The 17,229-nt window shown below is 38.3% G+C and carries 18 protein-coding genes; 16 read left to right on the top strand and 2 right to left on the bottom strand.

All coding sequences use genetic code 11. The features are described 5' to 3' along the window. Positions 1–201: 201 nt before the first annotated feature. The 6 genes from HMPREF3116_RS01760 (at position 202) to HMPREF3116_RS01785 (ending at position 4,340) form a co-directional block, all read left to right on the top strand. Positions 202–480, top strand: coding sequence for an arginyl-tRNA synthetase (locus HMPREF3116_RS01760; protein WP_246819014.1), 279 nt, complete (start codon positions 202–204; stop codon positions 478–480). Between the two features lie 132 nt (positions 481–612). Then, on the top strand, positions 613–1,464 hold the full coding sequence (locus tag HMPREF3116_RS01765) for a prephenate dehydratase (protein ID WP_070467283.1): 852 nt from the start codon (positions 613–615) through the stop codon (positions 1,462–1,464). A gap of 104 nt (positions 1,465–1,568) precedes the next feature. Continuing rightward, complete coding sequence (locus HMPREF3116_RS01770) at positions 1,569–2,564, top strand: nucleoside hydrolase (RefSeq protein ID WP_070467285.1); 996 nt, start codon at positions 1,569–1,571, stop codon at positions 2,562–2,564. A 51-nt stretch (positions 2,565–2,615) separates the two neighbouring features. After that, entirely contained in the window at positions 2,616–3,332 is a 717-nt protein-coding gene (gene treR / locus HMPREF3116_RS01775; RefSeq protein ID WP_070467313.1) for a trehalose operon repressor, read from the top strand. 158 nt (positions 3,333–3,490) lie between these two features. Next, positions 3,491–4,093, top strand: coding sequence for a hypothetical protein (locus HMPREF3116_RS01780; RefSeq protein ID WP_070467286.1), 603 nt, complete (start codon positions 3,491–3,493; stop codon positions 4,091–4,093). Next, entirely contained in the window at positions 4,083–4,340 is a 258-nt protein-coding gene (locus HMPREF3116_RS01785) for a hypothetical protein (RefSeq protein WP_070467288.1), read from the top strand. The genes HMPREF3116_RS01780 and HMPREF3116_RS01785 overlap by 11 nt, the downstream gene beginning before the upstream one ends. Positions 4,341–4,464: 124 nt before the next feature. Here the strand turns inward: HMPREF3116_RS01785 and treC are convergent, their stop codons facing one another. Together treC and treP are read right to left on the bottom strand one after the other, a co-directional pair. Beyond that, positions 4,465–6,135: an alpha,alpha-phosphotrehalase gene (gene treC / locus HMPREF3116_RS01790; protein ID WP_070467290.1), complete on the bottom strand. Its 1,671-nt coding sequence runs from the start codon at positions 6,133–6,135 to the stop codon at positions 4,465–4,467. Between the two features lie 79 nt (positions 6,136–6,214). Then, positions 6,215–7,717, bottom strand: a complete 1,503-nt coding sequence (treP, locus tag HMPREF3116_RS01795; protein WP_070467292.1) for a PTS system trehalose-specific EIIBC component — start codon at positions 7,715–7,717, stop codon at positions 6,215–6,217. Between the two features lie 262 nt (positions 7,718–7,979). Here treP and tadA point away from each other — a divergent pair, with 262 nt between their 5' ends. The 10 genes from tadA to HMPREF3116_RS01845 all read left to right on the top strand — a co-directional run bounded on the left by tadA (position 7,980) and on the right by HMPREF3116_RS01845 (position 17,193). Further along, complete coding sequence (tadA, locus tag HMPREF3116_RS01800) at positions 7,980–8,507, top strand: tRNA adenosine(34) deaminase TadA (RefSeq protein ID WP_070467295.1); 528 nt, start codon at positions 7,980–7,982, stop codon at positions 8,505–8,507. Between the two features lie 118 nt (positions 8,508–8,625). Then, on the top strand, positions 8,626–8,952 hold the full coding sequence (locus HMPREF3116_RS01805; RefSeq protein WP_246819015.1) for a hypothetical protein: 327 nt from the start codon (positions 8,626–8,628) through the stop codon (positions 8,950–8,952). Further along, positions 8,939–10,894, top strand: a complete 1,956-nt coding sequence (locus HMPREF3116_RS01810; protein WP_070467299.1) for a V-type ATP synthase subunit I — start codon at positions 8,939–8,941, stop codon at positions 10,892–10,894. Before HMPREF3116_RS01805 ends, HMPREF3116_RS01810 begins: the two co-directional genes overlap by 14 nt. A gap of 32 nt (positions 10,895–10,926) precedes the next feature. Next, the gene (locus HMPREF3116_RS01815; protein WP_070467301.1) at positions 10,927–11,406 is read left to right on the top strand and encodes a V-type ATP synthase subunit K; all 480 of its coding nucleotides are present in this window, start codon (positions 10,927–10,929) and stop codon (positions 11,404–11,406) included. Positions 11,407–11,449: 43 nt separating this feature from the next. Continuing rightward, a complete protein-coding gene (locus HMPREF3116_RS01820) occupies positions 11,450–12,019 on the top strand; it encodes a V-type ATP synthase subunit E (protein WP_070467303.1) in 570 nt (189 codons plus the stop codon). Between the two features lie 18 nt (positions 12,020–12,037). Continuing rightward, the gene (locus HMPREF3116_RS01825) at positions 12,038–13,039 is read left to right on the top strand and encodes a V-type ATPase subunit (RefSeq protein WP_070467304.1); all 1,002 of its coding nucleotides are present in this window, start codon (positions 12,038–12,040) and stop codon (positions 13,037–13,039) included. After that, entirely contained in the window at positions 13,029–13,340 is a 312-nt protein-coding gene (locus tag HMPREF3116_RS01830; RefSeq protein WP_070467306.1) for a V-type ATP synthase subunit F, read from the top strand. Before HMPREF3116_RS01825 ends, HMPREF3116_RS01830 begins: the two co-directional genes overlap by 11 nt. Positions 13,341–13,393: 53 nt before the next feature. Then, the gene (locus HMPREF3116_RS01835) at positions 13,394–15,169 is read left to right on the top strand and encodes a V-type ATP synthase subunit A (protein ID WP_070467308.1); all 1,776 of its coding nucleotides are present in this window, start codon (positions 13,394–13,396) and stop codon (positions 15,167–15,169) included. Further along, positions 15,169–16,551, top strand: coding sequence for a V-type ATP synthase subunit B (locus tag HMPREF3116_RS01840; RefSeq protein ID WP_070467309.1), 1,383 nt, complete (start codon positions 15,169–15,171; stop codon positions 16,549–16,551). The genes HMPREF3116_RS01835 and HMPREF3116_RS01840 overlap by 1 nt, the downstream gene beginning before the upstream one ends. Before the next feature lie 6 nt (positions 16,552–16,557). Next, positions 16,558–17,193, top strand: a complete 636-nt coding sequence (locus tag HMPREF3116_RS01845) for a V-type ATP synthase subunit D (RefSeq protein ID WP_070467311.1) — start codon at positions 16,558–16,560, stop codon at positions 17,191–17,193. Positions 17,194–17,229: the final 36 nt, after the last annotated feature.

Below are 17,229 nucleotides of genomic sequence, written 5' to 3' on the forward strand. Positions count from 1 at the left end.
AGCAAAGAGAGGCTGAGATATTTTTGTCCCAGTCTCTTTTTTATTTGCTTTTAGAACGCCTTTTAATGGTGGTGGATTAGGGGCAGCCATCAAAAAGGGATAGTACTTAGGCATAAAATATGCTTTGACTAGTTGTCATATTGTTTTCGCTGGTATAGTGAATATGCTATAATGTGTATAATAATTATGGGGAGTGATATCATGGAACAATCAACTAAAAAAGGCTTAATTGCTTTAGGTGCAATTGCTGCAATCGCAGGTATTGCCGCTGTCGCATTATACCAAGAAGACAAAAACTCAGTAATCAGTGATTTCATCGATGATGCTGGTCGTCAATTACGCCATACGCGTCGTGACTTAGCTCGTCGTGCTGATGATGTATCATTTTTACCAAACCGCTCATTCAGCGATCGGGTAAAAGATTCAGCAGCAGATGCCTATGACTATGCTGTAGGCCAAGCAAAATCATTTACAAAATAGAATGAACATAAGTGCCTCTAACTGCTATGTGTAATAGTGGTTGGGGGTATTTTTTTATTTTCCCTGGAATGACATGAGTCGTTGAAACTGGTAAACTTATGAATATGAGATTTTAAAAAGAAGGGTGAAATAATGATGAGAATTGGTTATCAAGGCATACCGGGGGCTTATAGTGAGGCAGCAACAATTGCCTTTGTAAATGAACAATTGCATGTAGAAATTGATGATGAACGATTGGAAATTATTTCTTATGACGACTTCCAACCGATGGTAGATGACTTAGTGGCTGAAAGAGTAGACCGAATTGTCATGCCAATTGAGAATTCGACAACAGGGTTAATTGCTCGAACAATGGACATCATCCGTTACCAACCCGTTTTAGCAAAATATGAACATTACCAACCGGTCAACCATGTTCTATGGGGCTTGCCTGGTGCTGATATTCAAAAGGTTCAAAAGGTTTACTCTCATCCAGAAGCCCTGTCACAGTGTAAATTATTATTCGACCGCTATCCTAATATGGATCCTGTAGCTTACATTGATACCGCTGTTTCAGCGGAATATATTGTCCAGGAGAATGACGCCACTATCGCAGCAATTGCCAGTCCGCGAGCAGGCGAATTACACGGCTTGCAAGCTTTAGAACCAGCAGCGTATGATGAATCTGGTAATATGACCCGCTTTTTAGTATTTGAACGTTACGACCAAATTGATATGACCAATACCCATGATAAATTAATGTTATATATTGAAACACCGCACGAACCAGGTGCTTTAGCAAAATTACTTCAAGTGTTAGATGTTTACCGCATTAACTTGGAGGGGTTAAATGCCCGTCCAATTCCAATGAAACCCTTCCGTTATGGTTTCTTTATTGAAGCAGACCCAAGTAATATGATTGGTGACTTAGAAGCGTTAGAGAAGATCTTAAAAGCATTATCGACGCATATTCAAGTAGTAGCGCAATTTAAACAAAACCGTTAGCTCGATGAAGTTTTTCCCTTTTTCAAGGAGAAAATATTATATTTTAAACCGCTTACATGATACAATGCACTTGTATATAGCGTTCAGATATAGGGGGAATTTTCATGGACAAACGTAAGGTAATTATCGATACTGACCCAGGAATTGATGATGCAGCCGCTTTAATGACAGCTTTGTCAGATGATAGTTTGGAAATTTTAGGGTTTACGACGGTTGCTGGAAATAAAGGATTAGAGATGACAACCACGAATGCCGTTCGTGTATCTACTTATTTTGATGGTCGCGTGAAAGTTTATCCTGGTGCAGATAATGATTATACTTCTCTAAAAGAGGATAAACCACCAAGAGAGAATGCCACTGGAAATATTCATGGATCAAACGGAATGGGAGGCGTTGACTTTCCTTATGATGAAGCGCTGATTCAAGACCAACATGCTGTGGATTTCATTTTGGAACAAGTGAAGGCACATCCCGGTGAAATTGATTTAATCACATTAGGACCACTGACGAATATCGCTTTAGCAGTTGAAAAAGATTTGGAGACCATGAAACAAGTCCGTTCAATCATGACTATGGGTGGCGCTGCTTTTGATGGGAATACCAACCCAGTTGCAGAATTTAACTACTGGTTTGACCCCGTTTCAGTAGATATCGTCTTTGAGGCACTGGGTGAATGTGTGCCTATCACGATGGTTGGTTTAGATGTTACCAGACTATCCTTACTCGACATGAATGACTTAGAATTCATCCGTCAAGCTGGTGGAAAATTAGGGGGTATGATTCGTGAGATGTTCGATGATTATGTCCTCAATTCATTTGAAAATAAGGGGAAAATTGGCATCGTTATCCATGACCTCGTAGCAGTTGTTGGTTATCTACACCCAGAGATCCTAACTGAGGTTTACCATACCAATTTGGTTATTGAAACTAAAGGTGAATATACATATGGGCAAACGGTCATTGACTTTGATGAACGAACAGATAGGGCAAAGAATGTCTATATCGCAATGGATATTGATCTTGAAGCCTATAAAGGGCATATTATCACGACTTTATTTGGTGAAGATAAATACGATCAATACCTAGAGATGCTCAATTGATTACGAACAAAAAGGGCACACATAATTAAGCTAGATAAGTAGGTGAGGGAAATATATAAGTTTGAATTTATTTCCGCTGATATTCAAGAAAAAATCCTACAAGGTTTTTACCCTGTAGGAAGATTACTGCCCAGTGAAAATGACTTGGCCAAGCATTACGGTGTATCACGCGAAACCATTCGTAAAGCGCAAAAAAGATTAGAGGATACGGGATTTATCCAAAAACAACAAGGGAAAGGGGCAATTGTGCTCGACTTCGCTCGATTTTCTTTTCCGATATCTGGTCTAACTTCATACAAGGAACTGCAAGAGTCAAAACAGTTTCAGACTGCTACTCGCGTGCTAATGAATAAACAGATTCCAGCACCTGATTTTCTTGTCGGTGAAGATGGGGTTGAGGCAGGTGAACCCTTTATCTATCTCATTCGTTCGCGTGAGATGGCGGGAGAAACCGTTATTATTGACCATGACTATCTTCGTGTATCTGTTATTCCAGACGGTGTACCGGATGCTATAGCGGAAGTATCTATTTACCAATACTTTGAACAAGAACTGAACTTGCAGATCTCCTTCGCCAATAAAGAAATTGTTGCTAAACTGGCGGATGATATTGATCAAAAAGAAATGAGCATTGGGCCAGATGAATATATTATTCAAGTGAATAGTCATGTTTACTTAGAAGATGCTACCTTCTTCCAATATACTTCTTCCCACCACCGTATTGATAAATTTAGATTTGAAGAATTTGCAAGACGAACTACGCATTAATCAATGCGATTGCATGTAAATCATTAAAAAGTGCCCTCAATTAATCGTACATGGTGAAGTTGAGGGCACTTTTTGTTTTATGATTAGCTATTGTTTTTTAACATATGACTAAGGAAATGATATTTTGATTGGTACAATAAAGATAAGGGGGTGATTTCATGTTGAAAAAATACGCAATGTTATTGATCGCTAGTATTTTAGTGTCGGGGTGTGCGAATACCAGTAATAATGAACAAGATACCAATACAACATCTACTGCCAATGACCGTTCAGAAATCTCCACTAGCGATAAGCAAGTAAGTAGTCAATCGTTTTCTACAAGTGATGAGGAAGGTAATGACACAGAAATTGAATTCATTACCATAAATGAGATTGAAGAAAAGATTGCAGCAGGAGATAGTTTCTTCGTCTTTGTACCCGGTGCTTCTGATGAAGAGAATAATCAAATTGAACGGACAATTTTAGAAACCTATGACATGATAGGGGACCAGCTTACTGACGTTTATCCTGAGGGTGAAGGTTATACTTACATCCTAAATCCGTCAGAAGATACAGATGCCTACAATAAATTGCTAACAGACTACCAGCTAGAAGATCAACCAGCACTTATATATATTGAAGGACAAGTCTATACCACTGTTATGAATGAAATGGATACTGATATGACTAAAGAAGATATTAGTCGCTTTATCGCTTTTCCTTATGATGAGGAAGATGTGACGACTGCACCAGATACTAAAATAGATGAGGATGAAAATTAAATTATCTAAGTCAAGTTGTGAGATTGCTGATACAATTGAACGAGTGGTATTACAAATCAATGAAATCATGTTTCAAGGGTTTACGTTTAAACTTATTATCGCTGTGGCTTTTCCTGCTGGATATATCGGTCCAGTTAAATTTGACTATTTTCCGGTTTATTTCATTACGTTAGTTGTCATTTACTATATTCTTGCACTGTTATTTTCAAAACCTAGAAATAGAAAAGATAAAGTTGATCATCATTAGATACTAAAGGGATATCCCTAGTAGAATTAAATATTACGTAAGTTATACAAATAACAGGTGAGTCGTAGATCCACTCACCTGTTATTTTTACGTTATATAATTTTTGCTTTTATTTATCCATACATTATTTTGATAAGAATGCGACTGTTTCATAAGGGCCTAGCTCGAATGAGGCAGTCATTTGTTCTATTTGTCCATTACCCAATAATTTCTCATAGTCACGAGTTAAATCAACACTTTCAGGTAGGTCAACTTGACTGGTACCTGGGTAGAAGTGTGAGAAGACATACAAGATTTGGTCACCATAAGTCCGGTAGTAAGCGAGTACTTCTGGGTGGTCGGGTAGTAATTCATGATAAGCACCGTCTTGGATGATAGGTAGTTTATGACGTAAGGCAATTAATTTTTGGTAGTAAGGGAATATTTTACCGTTCTCTAATTCCTTAGCAACATTGATGTCCTTATAATTGTCGGCAACTTTTAACCATGGTGTACCGGTAGTGAAACCAGCATTTTCTGAATCATCCCATTGCATTGGCGTACGGCTAGTATCACGTGATTTAAACTTAATGATGTCCATGGCCTCTTCTTTAGATAGGCCTTTATCTAGTAAGATTTGGTAGTTATTGAAGGTTTCAATATCATTGTAGTCATTGATATCATCAAAATCAGGATTTGTCATACCGATTTCTTCCCCTTCAAAGATATACGGCGTCCCCCGCATCATATGAATTGTTTGGGCTAGCATGGTTGTCGTTTCAAAAGGATAATTTTCTGTGTCACCAAAGCGAGAGTTGGCACGTGGTTGGTCATGATTATTCCAAAATAGTGCATTCCAACCATTAGCATCTGACATCCCTTTTTGCCAATCATTTAAAATATCCTTTAATGATTGGAAATCAAAGGCTACTTTAGACCATTTCTCACCGTCTTTATAGTCGACTTTTAAATGATGGAAGGAGAAGATCATGGATAATTTTTCTTCCTCTGGATTAGTGTAGCGAACGCCGTCTTCAATTGTTGTAGAAGACATTTCCCCTACTGTGACAAAGCCTTCAATATCATTAAAAGTAGATTGGGCCATTTCTTGAATCCAAGTATGCGAATTTTCAGTATCAGTATATAAACGTTTCTCTTGGGTAGAACCAGGACCACCAGTTGAGTCTTCGAGGACTTCACTTTTACCTATGACATTCATCACGTCAAAACGGATACCACGAACGCCTTTATCAATCCAAAAGCGGACGATATCGAATAAGGCTTCACGCACTTTCGGGTTATGCCAATTTAAATCGGCTTGCGTCACATCATATAGGTGCATGTAATATTGATTGGTATCACCAAAAGGCGCCCAAGCAGGTCCACCGAATTTAGATGCCCAATTAGTTGGCAATGACCCGTCTTCTTTAGCGGAACGAATATAGTAGAAATCTTGGTAATAGGGATCTCCGGCTAAGGCCTTTTGGAACCATTCATGTTCAGTAGAGGTGTGGTTTAAAGGCATATCTAACATCAAGTCGATACCCCGTTTTTTACCTTCACGAGCAAGCTCTTCAAAGTCAGCCATAGATCCAAACCGAGGGTCAATCGCCGTGTAATCTGAAATATCATAACCATTATCATTTTGTGGTGAGGGGTAGAATGGGTTCATCCAAATCATATCGATACCGAGCTTTTCTAGATAGTCTAATTTTTCAATGATGCCTCTAAGATCACCCAAACCATCGCCATCTGTATCATTAAAAGATTTTGGATAAATTTGATAAATTACTTTTTTTCCTAAATCATTTGTCATCTTGTCTTCCTCCTTTTTTGAAAAAAGCTCGCCTAGGGTGTCCAAGACGAGCGTGAAACTTGAATCGATCTGGCTAATGCTAGAATTTGATATTCAAATCAATCTTATTGTTTGCTAAGAAACCAGTTTTCTTAAAGATAATCGTCAATGTAAATGGTACGACGATTGCGATTAACATCGCGATAATGAACCAAATCCAGTATGGGAATTGAATGGCTAAGATACCTGGTAGACCACCGACACCAATGGCATTTGCTGTTATACCAACTGTTGTAGATAGTAATCCCGCTAAACCTGAACCGATCATCGCTGCAACAAATGGATAGACATATTTAATCGTTACCCCAAACATTGCAGGTTCAGTTACACCTAAGTAAGCTGAAATGGCTGATGGCAGGGTGATTTGACTTTCTTTCTCATCGTGACGGGTTGTCCACCAAATAGCCATAACGGCAGAAGCTTGGGCAATGTTTGATAGGGCAATCATCGGCCATAACCCTGTTCCGCCAAAGTCAGCAACTAATTGTGTGTCGATGGCGTTGGTCATGTGGTGTAAACCTGTAATGACAAGTGGTGAGTATAGCGCACCAAAGATTAAACCAAACAACCAAGAAACTGGTCCAGTTAAACCTGCGTAGACGACGTTACCAATCCATGTACCAATTGTCCATCCGATTGGACCTAACACTGTGTGCGCCAAAATAATTGCAGGTACTAGTGATAGGAAAGGGACAAAAATCATAGAAATCACTTCTGGGATATATTTACGCCAGAATTTTTCAAGCCAAGCCAAGGATAAACCTGCGAACATGGCTGGTAATACTTGTGCTTGGTAACCAATCATATCTAATTGGAAGAAACCAAAGTCCCATTGTGGTACATCACCAGCTAAGATAGCATCTGGTGCAGCGTAAGCATTTAATAATTGTGGTGAAACTAGCGTAATCCCTAATACGATACCAAGAATTTGTGTAGTACCCATTTTACGGGTTACAGACCATGTAATGCCAACTGGTAAGAAGTGGAAAATCGCTTCACCTGGTAACCAGAGGAAACTATTAACGCCGGCCCAGAAAGGTGAAACGTCAACAATTGTATTATATTGTGGTGTACCATCACCCAGGGTTTGTGCAACCCCATCAACAATTTTTGGACCCAAGGCCTCCATAGGCACACCTTCAAGTACATTACGGAAACCTAAAATAAGCCCCCCAACGATAATCGCTGGAATAATCGGTGTGAATACTTCAGCTAAGAAAGTCATTGCTTTTTGTAGCCAATTTTGTTGCTGGTCGGCAGCCGCTGCTTTTACAGCCTCTTTTGACGTACCAGAAATACCTGAAATTTTTTCAAATGCATTGTAAAAATCGGCTACTTTATTTCCGATAATTACCTGAAATTGACCTGATTGTGTAAATGTTCCTTTAACAGAAGGGATATCTTCAATTGCATCGATATCTGCTTGTTTAGGGTCATTTAGTACAAAACGCATCCGTGTTGCACAATGGGTAACAGCGTTGATATTTTCCTTTCCGCCGATATCATTTAATAAAGATTTGGCATCTTGTGTGAAATCACTCATTGTTCTTCCTCCTCTAGTGTAAAAACTTATGGTGAAATAAAAGCAATAATAACAAACTTGTCTATACAAGTTTCTATATGAAGAATTATATAATGATAGCGATTTCAAATCAAGTTAAAACGCTCAAAATAAAATTTTTTTATACGCTATAGTTAATAGGAAGAAAGTTATCATGCATAGGGGTCTGAAGATGTTAGACATTGGTTGTAAGCCTTGGTAATGGTATAATTGTAAGGGATTTTAGAAGTGAAAGAGGTGTAGGATGTCAGATGAAATAGCGTCAGGAATTAATGAGTTTTCAAAGGAACAGTTCACTTTTATGCAGGCAGCAATTGCTGAGGCTAAGAAAGCGGCAGCTATTGGCGAAGTGCCTATAGGTGCTGTGGTCGTCTATCAGGGTGAAATTATAGGTCGTGGTCATAATCTACGGGAGACAAGCCAAGATGCTACAACGCACGCAGAAATGTTGGCCATTCAAGAAGCAAATAGGCACCTAGGCTCTTGGAGATTAGCTGATGCAGATTTGTATGTAACGTTAGAACCTTGTCCTATGTGCTCGGGAGCGATGATGCAAAGCCGTATCAAACATGTTTATTTTGGTGCTTATGATAACAAAGGTGGTACAGCAGGTACTTTAATGAACTTACTTGATGATTCAAGATTTAATCATCAAGTTGAAGTAACTGGCGGTATGTTGCTTGAGGAATGTAAAGCACTTTTACAGGAGTTTTTTATTGATTTACGCAAGAAACGCAAAAATGCAAGTCGCAAACCAAAACCCGAAAACTGATTTATATAGCAAAAATATGCATGCGGTTATTAGGCAATTTATTTAGCGTTTAGATTTTAAAAAAAGCGGTTTCTTTGTTATAATTAACTTGTTATAACACTTTTAGGGGGTGAATGTGGTGTCCAGCAAAACGTTAGCACAAATAGTCGATACAGAAAAAGCGACGCAAGCATTAAGTGATCAATATGCAAATAAGCGAGAAAGTTTATTAGAAGACAAAAATCGCAAATTAAATCAAATGGCGTCTGAAAAAGAAGCCATCTTGAAAGACTACAAAAATGCAAGGCGTGCCGAAAATGAAAAAGTTTTACAAGCTTACAGATCTGAAGAAAAAGCGAAGAATGATCAAGAGATTCAGGAAATTGAGCATCAATTTCAAAGCGCTTTGCCAACTTTAGTCTCACTTGTAATTGAGGAGGTGAAAAATAGCTATGGCAATCGCTAAGATGCAAAAAGTATCGATTGTAACGGCACCAAATAATAAAGAACAATTGTTATATACCTTACAAACGATGCAAAATATACAAGTTAGTGATCTTTCTTTAAAGGTAACCGGCCAAGACTTTACCTTCAATAATAACTACCAAAATGATCGAGATTACCAAGTCATTTATGAACGTGGACGAGAAGTACTAAATTATCTAAGTCAATACCAACAAAAGGTATCCTTAAAAGATAAAATCACCGCCAAACGACCACAAATGACTATGGATGAATTACATCGATCTGTAGATGAAGCAAAAGCTTTAGAATTGATTGAACAAGTCGAAGGCTTAAAACAAAAGCGTAACGACATACAGGACCAACGTCAACGTGTGGAAGATGAACAAACGACCATTGCCAAATGGCGGGCCTTAGATGTCGAACCTAAGACACTTAAAGAATTAAACTTATTCGATGTTCGTTTAGGGACAATTCCAAACGACGAAAATCGCTACCACTGGCAGCAGTTAAAAGCCTTGGAAAATGTAGCAGTTGAAGAAGTTTTTGCAAATGAAAATGAAATTGGTGTAGCAATTGTTGCTTTACCAGGGCATAACGATAACTTGCAAGCTAGTCTTCTAGAAAACTACTTTAGTGAAGTGGAATTTAATTACGAACAAACACCTGAAGAAACCTTCCAATCATTAGAAAAAGAGCGTAAGCAACTGATTAAAGATGAGGAAGCTGTTGTGAAAGACTTAAAAGACATGCAAGGATCAAAAGCGACTATCCAGCTGGCAGTTGAAGAATTTTTTAACCGCAGTCAACGTGCAAATGCAGCACAGCTTTCATATGATAACCAACAATTATCCTTATTTAGTGGTTGGGTTGAAGAATCGCAAGTTGAAAACTTGCAAGCAGTTCTAGAAGAAAACTTTGATGCAGACGCATTAGCGCTTATTTTAGAAGAAACTACTGAGCAAGAAGTGAAAGAAGACGAAGTACCAATTAAGCTGCATAACGCTTCTATAGTAGAACCATTTGAAATGATTACTGAAATGTATTCATTACCAAACTATAGAGAGAAGGATCCAACCAACTGGGTAGCCGGTTTCTACATGTTATTCTTCGCTATGATGATGGGGGACTTCGGTTATGGTTTATTACTTTGGATTGGTACACTATTTGCTTTAAAGGTAATGGACTTACGTAAAGGCACCAAACGATTTGTGAAATTTGGACACATCTTATCGTATCCAACAATGTTGATTGGTTTAGCTTATGGGTCTATATTTGGTGAATCTTTACCATTTAACCTGATCAATCCAACTGATGATGCCCTAGTTTTAATGGTGATTTCATTAGCTATTGGTTATATACATATTTTTGTCGGTTTGTGCTTAAATATCAGATTACAGCTTAGTCGAAAAGACTATGCAGCAGCCTATAATGATGGTGTTGGTTGGTTAGCATTACTCATTGCGCTGGCTATCGGTATTGCTGGTTTTGTTTTCAGTATAGGTAGTCTGATTACAGTCGCTAAATGGTTAGCTATCGTAGCAGCTGCAGGTATCATCTTGGTGCCTATGTTCACGAGTAATAATAAGGCAGTTGGTGGAGTCGTTGGTTTGTATAATTTATACGGTGTATCTTCATATGTTGGGGACTTCGTATCCTATACTCGTCTAATGGCCTTAGGTATCTCAGGGGGCGCTATCGCCATGTCCTTTAATATCTTGTTCACTATCTTGCCAGTACCGGTTCGTTTTACAGCGGGTATTTTAATGATTATTGCCTTACAATTATTTAACATGTTCTTATCATTACTATCTGCTTACGTGCATAGTATGCGTTTAGTATTCGTTGAGTTCTTTGGTAAGTTTTATGAAGGTGGCGGTCAGGCGTTTAAACCGATCCGTACACTACAGGAATTTGTTTCTCTTAAAGATGTAGAAGAAAATTAATTAGAAGACAAAAAAATGGAGGTTTTTAAATAATGAATACATGGATTGAATTTTTTGTGGAAAACGGCGGCCCAATTTTTGCTATGGCCGGAATCGCAGTAGCAGTTATATTCTCTGGTATGGGTTCTGCTCGTGGTGTTGGTGAAACCGGTGCGGCTGCAGCTGCCTTAGTTAAAGATCAACCAGAAAAATTTGCACAAACGTTAATCTTACAACTATTACCAGGTACACAAGGTTTATACGGTTTCGTTATTGGTATTATGATTTACTTACAATTAGGTGCAGGATTAGACTTAACTCAAGGATTCCAATACTTCGTAGCAGGTATTCCTATTGGTTTAGTAGGTTTAATTTCTGCACGTTGGCAAGGGCACACTGCAACAGCAGGTATTCAAATCTTAGCCAAACGTCCTGAAAACGTATCTAACGCGATCATCTACTCTATCATGGTTGAAACTTACGCAATCTTAGCATTCGTTATTTCTCTATTATTAGTACTTTCTGTTGGTTAATCACTAAGCAAGTAGAAAAACCAAAAGAAGGAGGAGTAGTCGAATGGCAGATATTGAAACTTTAGTAAATCAAGTGCTGGCGAATGCTGAAAATGAAGAAAAAGCTGCTCTAGCTGCTTTTGAAGCTGAAATGAATGAAGAAATCAACAAAGCTAAAGCACACAATGATGAACAAGTTGACGCTGAAAAGCAACTGATTGAAAATGATGAAGCAAGAAGATTGCAGACACAAAAACAAAGCTACTTAAATGCTTTACGTAATGATAAATTACAGGCTAAACAAGCTTTACTTGAAAAAGTATACACTCAAGCAATTGTTGAACTACAACAGTTGTCTAGTGAAGAATTTACTAGCTTTATTAAAGGTGCTTTAAACCAAGTAGCGGATACTAAAAATTTAACCTTAACAGTGGGTGAACTCAGTCAACATCAATTTGATGCGGATCAAGTGAACGCCTTAAATCAACCTATTAAGTTGGCTAAAACCTTTATTCCCAAACGTTCTGGTTTTGTTTTAAGTAATGAAGAAGTGGACTATAACTTTACTTTCGAGTCTATCATTGACCAAAAGAAAAAGACTTTAGCACCTAAATTAGTGAAACAAGCATTCTAAGAAAGGGGAGTAACAGCAATGCCAAATACTACATATGCACAACTGGATACAACCATTCGTGTAAAAGAAAGTAGTTTACTAGCAAAAGAAGACTATGACGCACTTTTACGTGCCAACTCCCTTGAAGAAGTATTTGCTGCCCTACGTAAAACGAACTATCATATCCCAGAAAACGTTGAGGAAACACACGATTTTGAAGGGTTCTTAACACGTGATTTACGTGAAATGTATGCTGGATTATATGAAGAAACACCTGTAGATGAAGTGATAGACGTATTCGCTTTGCGATACAGTTATCATAATTTGAAGGTATTATTTAAAGAGTGGCATACCGAACGTGACTTTTCACATATGTATATCAATATCGGTCGATTTTCTATTGAAGCTTTACGGACTTTAATGCAAACCGGTGAAGGCAACCAGTTCCCGGAAGTGATGAAAGCCGGTGTTCAGTACGCACGTGATTATTACGAAGAATACCATGACCTAGATGGCATATCGATTCTATTGGACCAATCATATTTAGGTCATTTAAGAGATATTGCAGATAATTCAGATAATCAAGACATGGCGAACACACTCTTGATGATGATTGATTTGGAAAATTTATCTATGGTTGTTCGTGGTATGAAGCAAGGTCGTTCTCGTGGGTTCTTAGAAGCAGTTTTATCTGATGATGGCACTTTTGAAGAAGTAGAATTAGTCAATCTAGCTACTAGTAAGGACTATAACCGTATCTTGGATAAATTTGCTAGCCTACCATTTGCAGGTAAACTAAATGACCGTATTAGTGCAAATGATCCAATTGATGTGGTGCAATTAGACAAAAGAATTAAAAAAATTGAAGCCGAAGAAATTCGTCAGGCAGCTTGGGTACCATTTGGACCAATGCCTGTATTGGCATATATTTATTTTAAAGAGAACGAAGTAGCGAATTTAAGATTAATTTTAAACGCGAAGAAATATGACCTAGATCAAAAAAATGTTGAAGAAAGGATGCGACCTATTTATGGCTTATAAAATCGGAGTAGTCGGTGAAAAAGACGTCGTTGTTCCTTTTCAACTTATTGGATTTGATGCTTATCCGGTTATTTCAGGCCAACAAGCTAGAGAGACTATCCGGAAGATGGCAGATGATCACTATGGCGTCATTTATATGACAGAAACAATCGCACAACAAATACCAGATACCATTGCCTTTTACGATACACAAGTTACCCCATCAATTATTTTGATTCCTTCTCATAAAGGTAGCTTAGGTATTGGAAAATCTCGTGTAAATGACAATGTTGAAAAAGCGGTTGGTCAAAATATTTTATAATCACTCAACATATTCATTTAAAAAATCATAGTAAAGAAGAGGGAGGAACAGTTTTGAAAGACGGAAAAATCATTGAAGTTTCCGGTCCACTAATTAAAGCAAGTGGTATGGAAGATGCAGCTGTTCGTGATATTTGTTTAGTAGGCGAACTACAATTAACAGGGGAAATCCTTGAAATGCACGGAGATGTGGCTTCTATTCAGGTATACGAGGAAACTTCTGGTCTTGAACCTGGACAAGTAGTAAAAACAACTGGTCAACCATTATCAGTTGAGCTTGGACCTGGTATGTTAACTAAAATGTTTGATGGTATTCAGCGTCCATTACAAGAATTTATTGATGAAACTGAATCAAATTACTTAGAACGTGGTGTTCAAATCGCAGCTTTAGATCGTTCAGCTGTTTGGCATTTTACCCCAACTGTTGAAGTAGGTACACAAGTAACTAGCGGTGACGTTGTGGGTACTGTTCAAGAAGGTCCAGTAATTGAACACCGCATCATGGTACCAGTCGGTGTATCAGGTACAGTCAAATCTATTCAAGAAGGTGACTACACATTAAATGATAATGTGTATGTTTTAGAAACTGAACAAGGTGAAAAATCATTTACAATGATGCAAAAATGGCCAGTTCGTCAAGGACGTCCTTTTGCAGAAAAATACACACCAAATAAAATTATGACAACGGGTCAACGTGTTATCGATACCTTCTTCCCAATTTCTAAGGGTGGAGCGGCTGCAGTCCCAGGGCCATTCGGTGCAGGTAAGACAGTTGTACAACACCAAATTGCTAAATATGCAGATGTTGATATCGTAATTTATGTTGGTTGTGGTGAACGTGGTAATGAGATGACGGACGTAATTAATGAGTTCCCTGAACTTGTTGACCCTAAAACTGGTGAATCTATCATGGAACGTACGGTATTAATTGCAAACACGTCAAACATGCCTGTAGCGGCTCGTGAAGCATCTGTTTATACAGGTATCACAATTGCTGAATATTTCCGTGATATGGGTTATTCAGTAGCCATTATGGCCGATTCAACTTCTCGTTGGGCCGAGGCACTTCGTGAAATGTCTGGTCGTCTTGAAGAGATGCCTGGTGACGAAGGTTACCCAGCTTACTTAGGTTCTCGTATTGCTGAATACTATGAACGTGCAGGTATTGTCCGTACTTTAGGTAGTGAAGGACGCACTGGTTCAGTTACAGCGGTTGGTGCCGTTTCACCTCCAGGTGGGGATACATCAGAACCAGTAACACAAAATACATTACGTGTTGTAAAAGTATTCTGGTCGCTAGATGCAAATCTATCTCGCCAACGTCATTTCCCAGCCATTAACTGGCTAAACTCATACTCTTTATATGATTCAGAAATCTACAAGGGCGTAGCAGCAGAATTAGGCGTTGAATGGGGACAATGGGTTCAAAAAGCGATGAACATCCTAACTGAAGAAGAAAGTTTACAGGAAGTTGTCCAATTGGTTGGTGTAGATGCTTTATCTGAAAAAGATAAAATGACATTATTAATCGCAGCGATGATTCGTGAAGGTTACCTACAACAAAATGCCTTTGATGACGTTGACACCACAACATCAGCGAAGAAACAAGAGAAAATGTTAGCGAACATTTTAACCTTTGATAAAGAAGCACGACAAATCATGGAAAATGGTGCATACTATCAAGAAATTGCGGATAATACTATCGATTTACGCGAAAGTATCGTGCGTTCTAAATTTATCCCAGAAGATCAATTAGACCGTATTGATGCAATCAACGATGAAATTAAAGCAGCTATGAAAGAGATTTTGAAAGGAGGTAGCTACGCATAATGTTGAAAGAGTATAAATCTATCTCCGACGTTTATGGTCCCTTAATGATTGTAGATGATGTTGAGGGTATTAGTTTTGATGAATTAGTAGAAGTACAATTACAAACCGGTGAAAAACGTCTCGGACAAGTGTTACAAGTTGAAGAAAGTCGTGCAGTTGTACAAATCTATGGTGGTGGTTCGGGTATTAACCTACAAGACACTAAAGTCCGCTTCCAAGGACACCCATTAGAATTCGGTGTTTCTGAAGATATGATTGGGCGTGTGTTTGACGGATTAGGTAATATCAATGACGATGGGCCAGAAATTATTGCTGATGAAAGTCGCGATATCAACGGTCAAGCGATCAACCCTATGGCGCGTGACTATCCAGATGAATTTATTCAAACGGGTATTTCAACGATTGATCACCTAAACACATTAGTACGTGGTCAAAAACTACCTGTATTCTCAGGTTCAGGTTTACCACATAAAGAGCTTGCAGCGCAAATTGCCCGTCAAGCAACTGTTTTAGGGGATGACGACCAATTTGCTGTTGTCTTTGCAGCGATGGGTGTTACCTTTGAAGAAGCTGAATACTTCATGGAATCATTCCGTGAAACAGGTGCCATCGACCGTTCTGTATTGTTTATCAACTTAGCAGATGACCCTTCAATTGAGCGTTTAGCAACACCAAAAATTGCTTTGACAGCAGCAGAATACTTAGCATACGAAAAAGACATGCAAGTATTGGTCATTATGACAGATATGACCAACTACTGTGAAGCTTTACGTGAAGTATCCGCAGCTCGCCGTGAAGTGCCAGGACGTCGTGGTTATCCAGGTTACTTATATACAAACTTGTCTACACTATATGAACGTGCAGGTCGTATCAAAGGTTCTAAAGGTTCAGTAACCCAAATACCAATCTTGACAATGCCAGAAGATGACATTACGCATCCAATTCCTGACTTGACAGGTTATATTACGGAAGGTCAGATTATCCTAGATCGTGATCTTGATGCACGTGGTATTGAACCACCAATCAACGTATTGCCATCACTTTCTCGTCTAAAAGATAAAGGTACGGGTGAAGGTAAAACACGTAAAGACCATGCAGCGACAATGAACCAATTATTTGCCGCTTATGCAAAAGGTAAGCAAGCGAAAGAGCTTTCTCAAGTATTGGGTGAATCAGCTTTATCTGAAACAGACAAGAAATATGTAGCCTTTACTACAGCATTTGAAGAGAAATATGTTGACCAAGGATTCGAGTACAACCGTACAATTAAAGAAACCTTAGACCTAGCTTGGGAATTGCTTGCTATTTTACCTCGTACAGAATTAACGCGTATTAAAGATGATTTAATTGATACATACATGCCTTCAACTGAAGGAGAGTGATCTTAAATGGCAAATGCGCTAAATGTCAAACCGACAAGGATGGAACTGAGCACATTAAAAGCTCGTTTAAAGGTTGCCCAAAACGGTTACGACTTACTAAAAGATAAACAAGACGAACTCATGCGTCAATTTATTGAATTAATCAAAGAAAATAACAGTTTGCGTAATGAGGTTGAGGAAGAATTGTCTGGTGCATTAAGTAACTTCGTATTAGCATCATCATCCATGAATGATGCCTTTATGGAAGAGATTGTTGCCTTACCAACAAAACAAGTCAACTTAGAAATTGTCCGTAAAAATATCATGAGTGTTGACGTACCTAAAATGTCATTCTCATACGATGATGACAATGAAAATAATGACAACGAAGTCAAATATGGTTACTTAAATACGTCTAGTGAATTAGATGATGCCATTGAAGTCTTGAATGAGGTCATGCCTAAGCTATTAAAATTGAGTGAAATTGAAAAAACATGTCAATTAATGGCAACAGAAATTGAATCTACAAGACGTCGAGTAAATGCGTTAGAATACCGGATGATTCCAAATATTCAAGAAACCATCAAGTATATTCAAATGAAACTAGATGAAAACGAACGGGCATCCATTACGCGTATGATTAAAGTAAAAGACATGGGTTAATAATAGGATGTGAGAGTCGACGCTAAGAAAGGAAAC

The sequence above is a fragment of the Aerococcus sp. HMSC10H05 genome (assembly GCF_001806975.1).
GTDB lineage: Bacteria > Bacillota > Bacilli > Lactobacillales > Aerococcaceae > Aerococcus > Aerococcus viridans_B.

What these genes read in the sequence shown, in the direction of transcription:
- HMPREF3116_RS01760 (WP_246819014.1), top strand. Translation starts at nt 202, where the DNA reads ATGGAACAATCAACTAAAAAAGGCTTAATTGCTTTAGGTGCAATTGCT.
- HMPREF3116_RS01765 (WP_070467283.1), top strand. Translation starts at nt 613, where the DNA reads ATGATGAGAATTGGTTATCAAGGCATACCGGGGGCTTATAGTGAGGCA.
- HMPREF3116_RS01770 (WP_070467285.1), top strand. Translation starts at nt 1,569, where the DNA reads ATGGACAAACGTAAGGTAATTATCGATACTGACCCAGGAATTGATGAT.
- HMPREF3116_RS01780 (WP_070467286.1), top strand. Translation starts at nt 3,491, where the DNA reads ATGTTGAAAAAATACGCAATGTTATTGATCGCTAGTATTTTAGTGTCG.
- HMPREF3116_RS01785 (WP_070467288.1), top strand. Translation starts at nt 4,083, where the DNA reads ATGAAAATTAAATTATCTAAGTCAAGTTGTGAGATTGCTGATACAATT.
- treC (WP_070467290.1), bottom strand. Translation starts at nt 6,135, where the DNA reads ATGACAAATGATTTAGGAAAAAAAGTAATTTATCAAATTTATCCAAAA.
- treP (WP_070467292.1), bottom strand. Translation starts at nt 7,717, where the DNA reads ATGAGTGATTTCACACAAGATGCCAAATCTTTATTAAATGATATCGGC.
- tadA (WP_070467295.1), top strand. Translation starts at nt 7,980, where the DNA reads ATGTCAGATGAAATAGCGTCAGGAATTAATGAGTTTTCAAAGGAACAG.
- HMPREF3116_RS01810 (WP_070467299.1), top strand. Translation starts at nt 8,939, where the DNA reads ATGGCAATCGCTAAGATGCAAAAAGTATCGATTGTAACGGCACCAAAT.
- HMPREF3116_RS01815 (WP_070467301.1), top strand. Translation starts at nt 10,927, where the DNA reads ATGAATACATGGATTGAATTTTTTGTGGAAAACGGCGGCCCAATTTTT.
- HMPREF3116_RS01820 (WP_070467303.1), top strand. Translation starts at nt 11,450, where the DNA reads ATGGCAGATATTGAAACTTTAGTAAATCAAGTGCTGGCGAATGCTGAA.
- HMPREF3116_RS01825 (WP_070467304.1), top strand. Translation starts at nt 12,038, where the DNA reads ATGCCAAATACTACATATGCACAACTGGATACAACCATTCGTGTAAAA.
- HMPREF3116_RS01830 (WP_070467306.1), top strand. Translation starts at nt 13,029, where the DNA reads ATGGCTTATAAAATCGGAGTAGTCGGTGAAAAAGACGTCGTTGTTCCT.
- HMPREF3116_RS01840 (WP_070467309.1), top strand. Translation starts at nt 15,169, where the DNA reads ATGTTGAAAGAGTATAAATCTATCTCCGACGTTTATGGTCCCTTAATG.
- HMPREF3116_RS01845 (WP_070467311.1), top strand. Translation starts at nt 16,558, where the DNA reads ATGGCAAATGCGCTAAATGTCAAACCGACAAGGATGGAACTGAGCACA.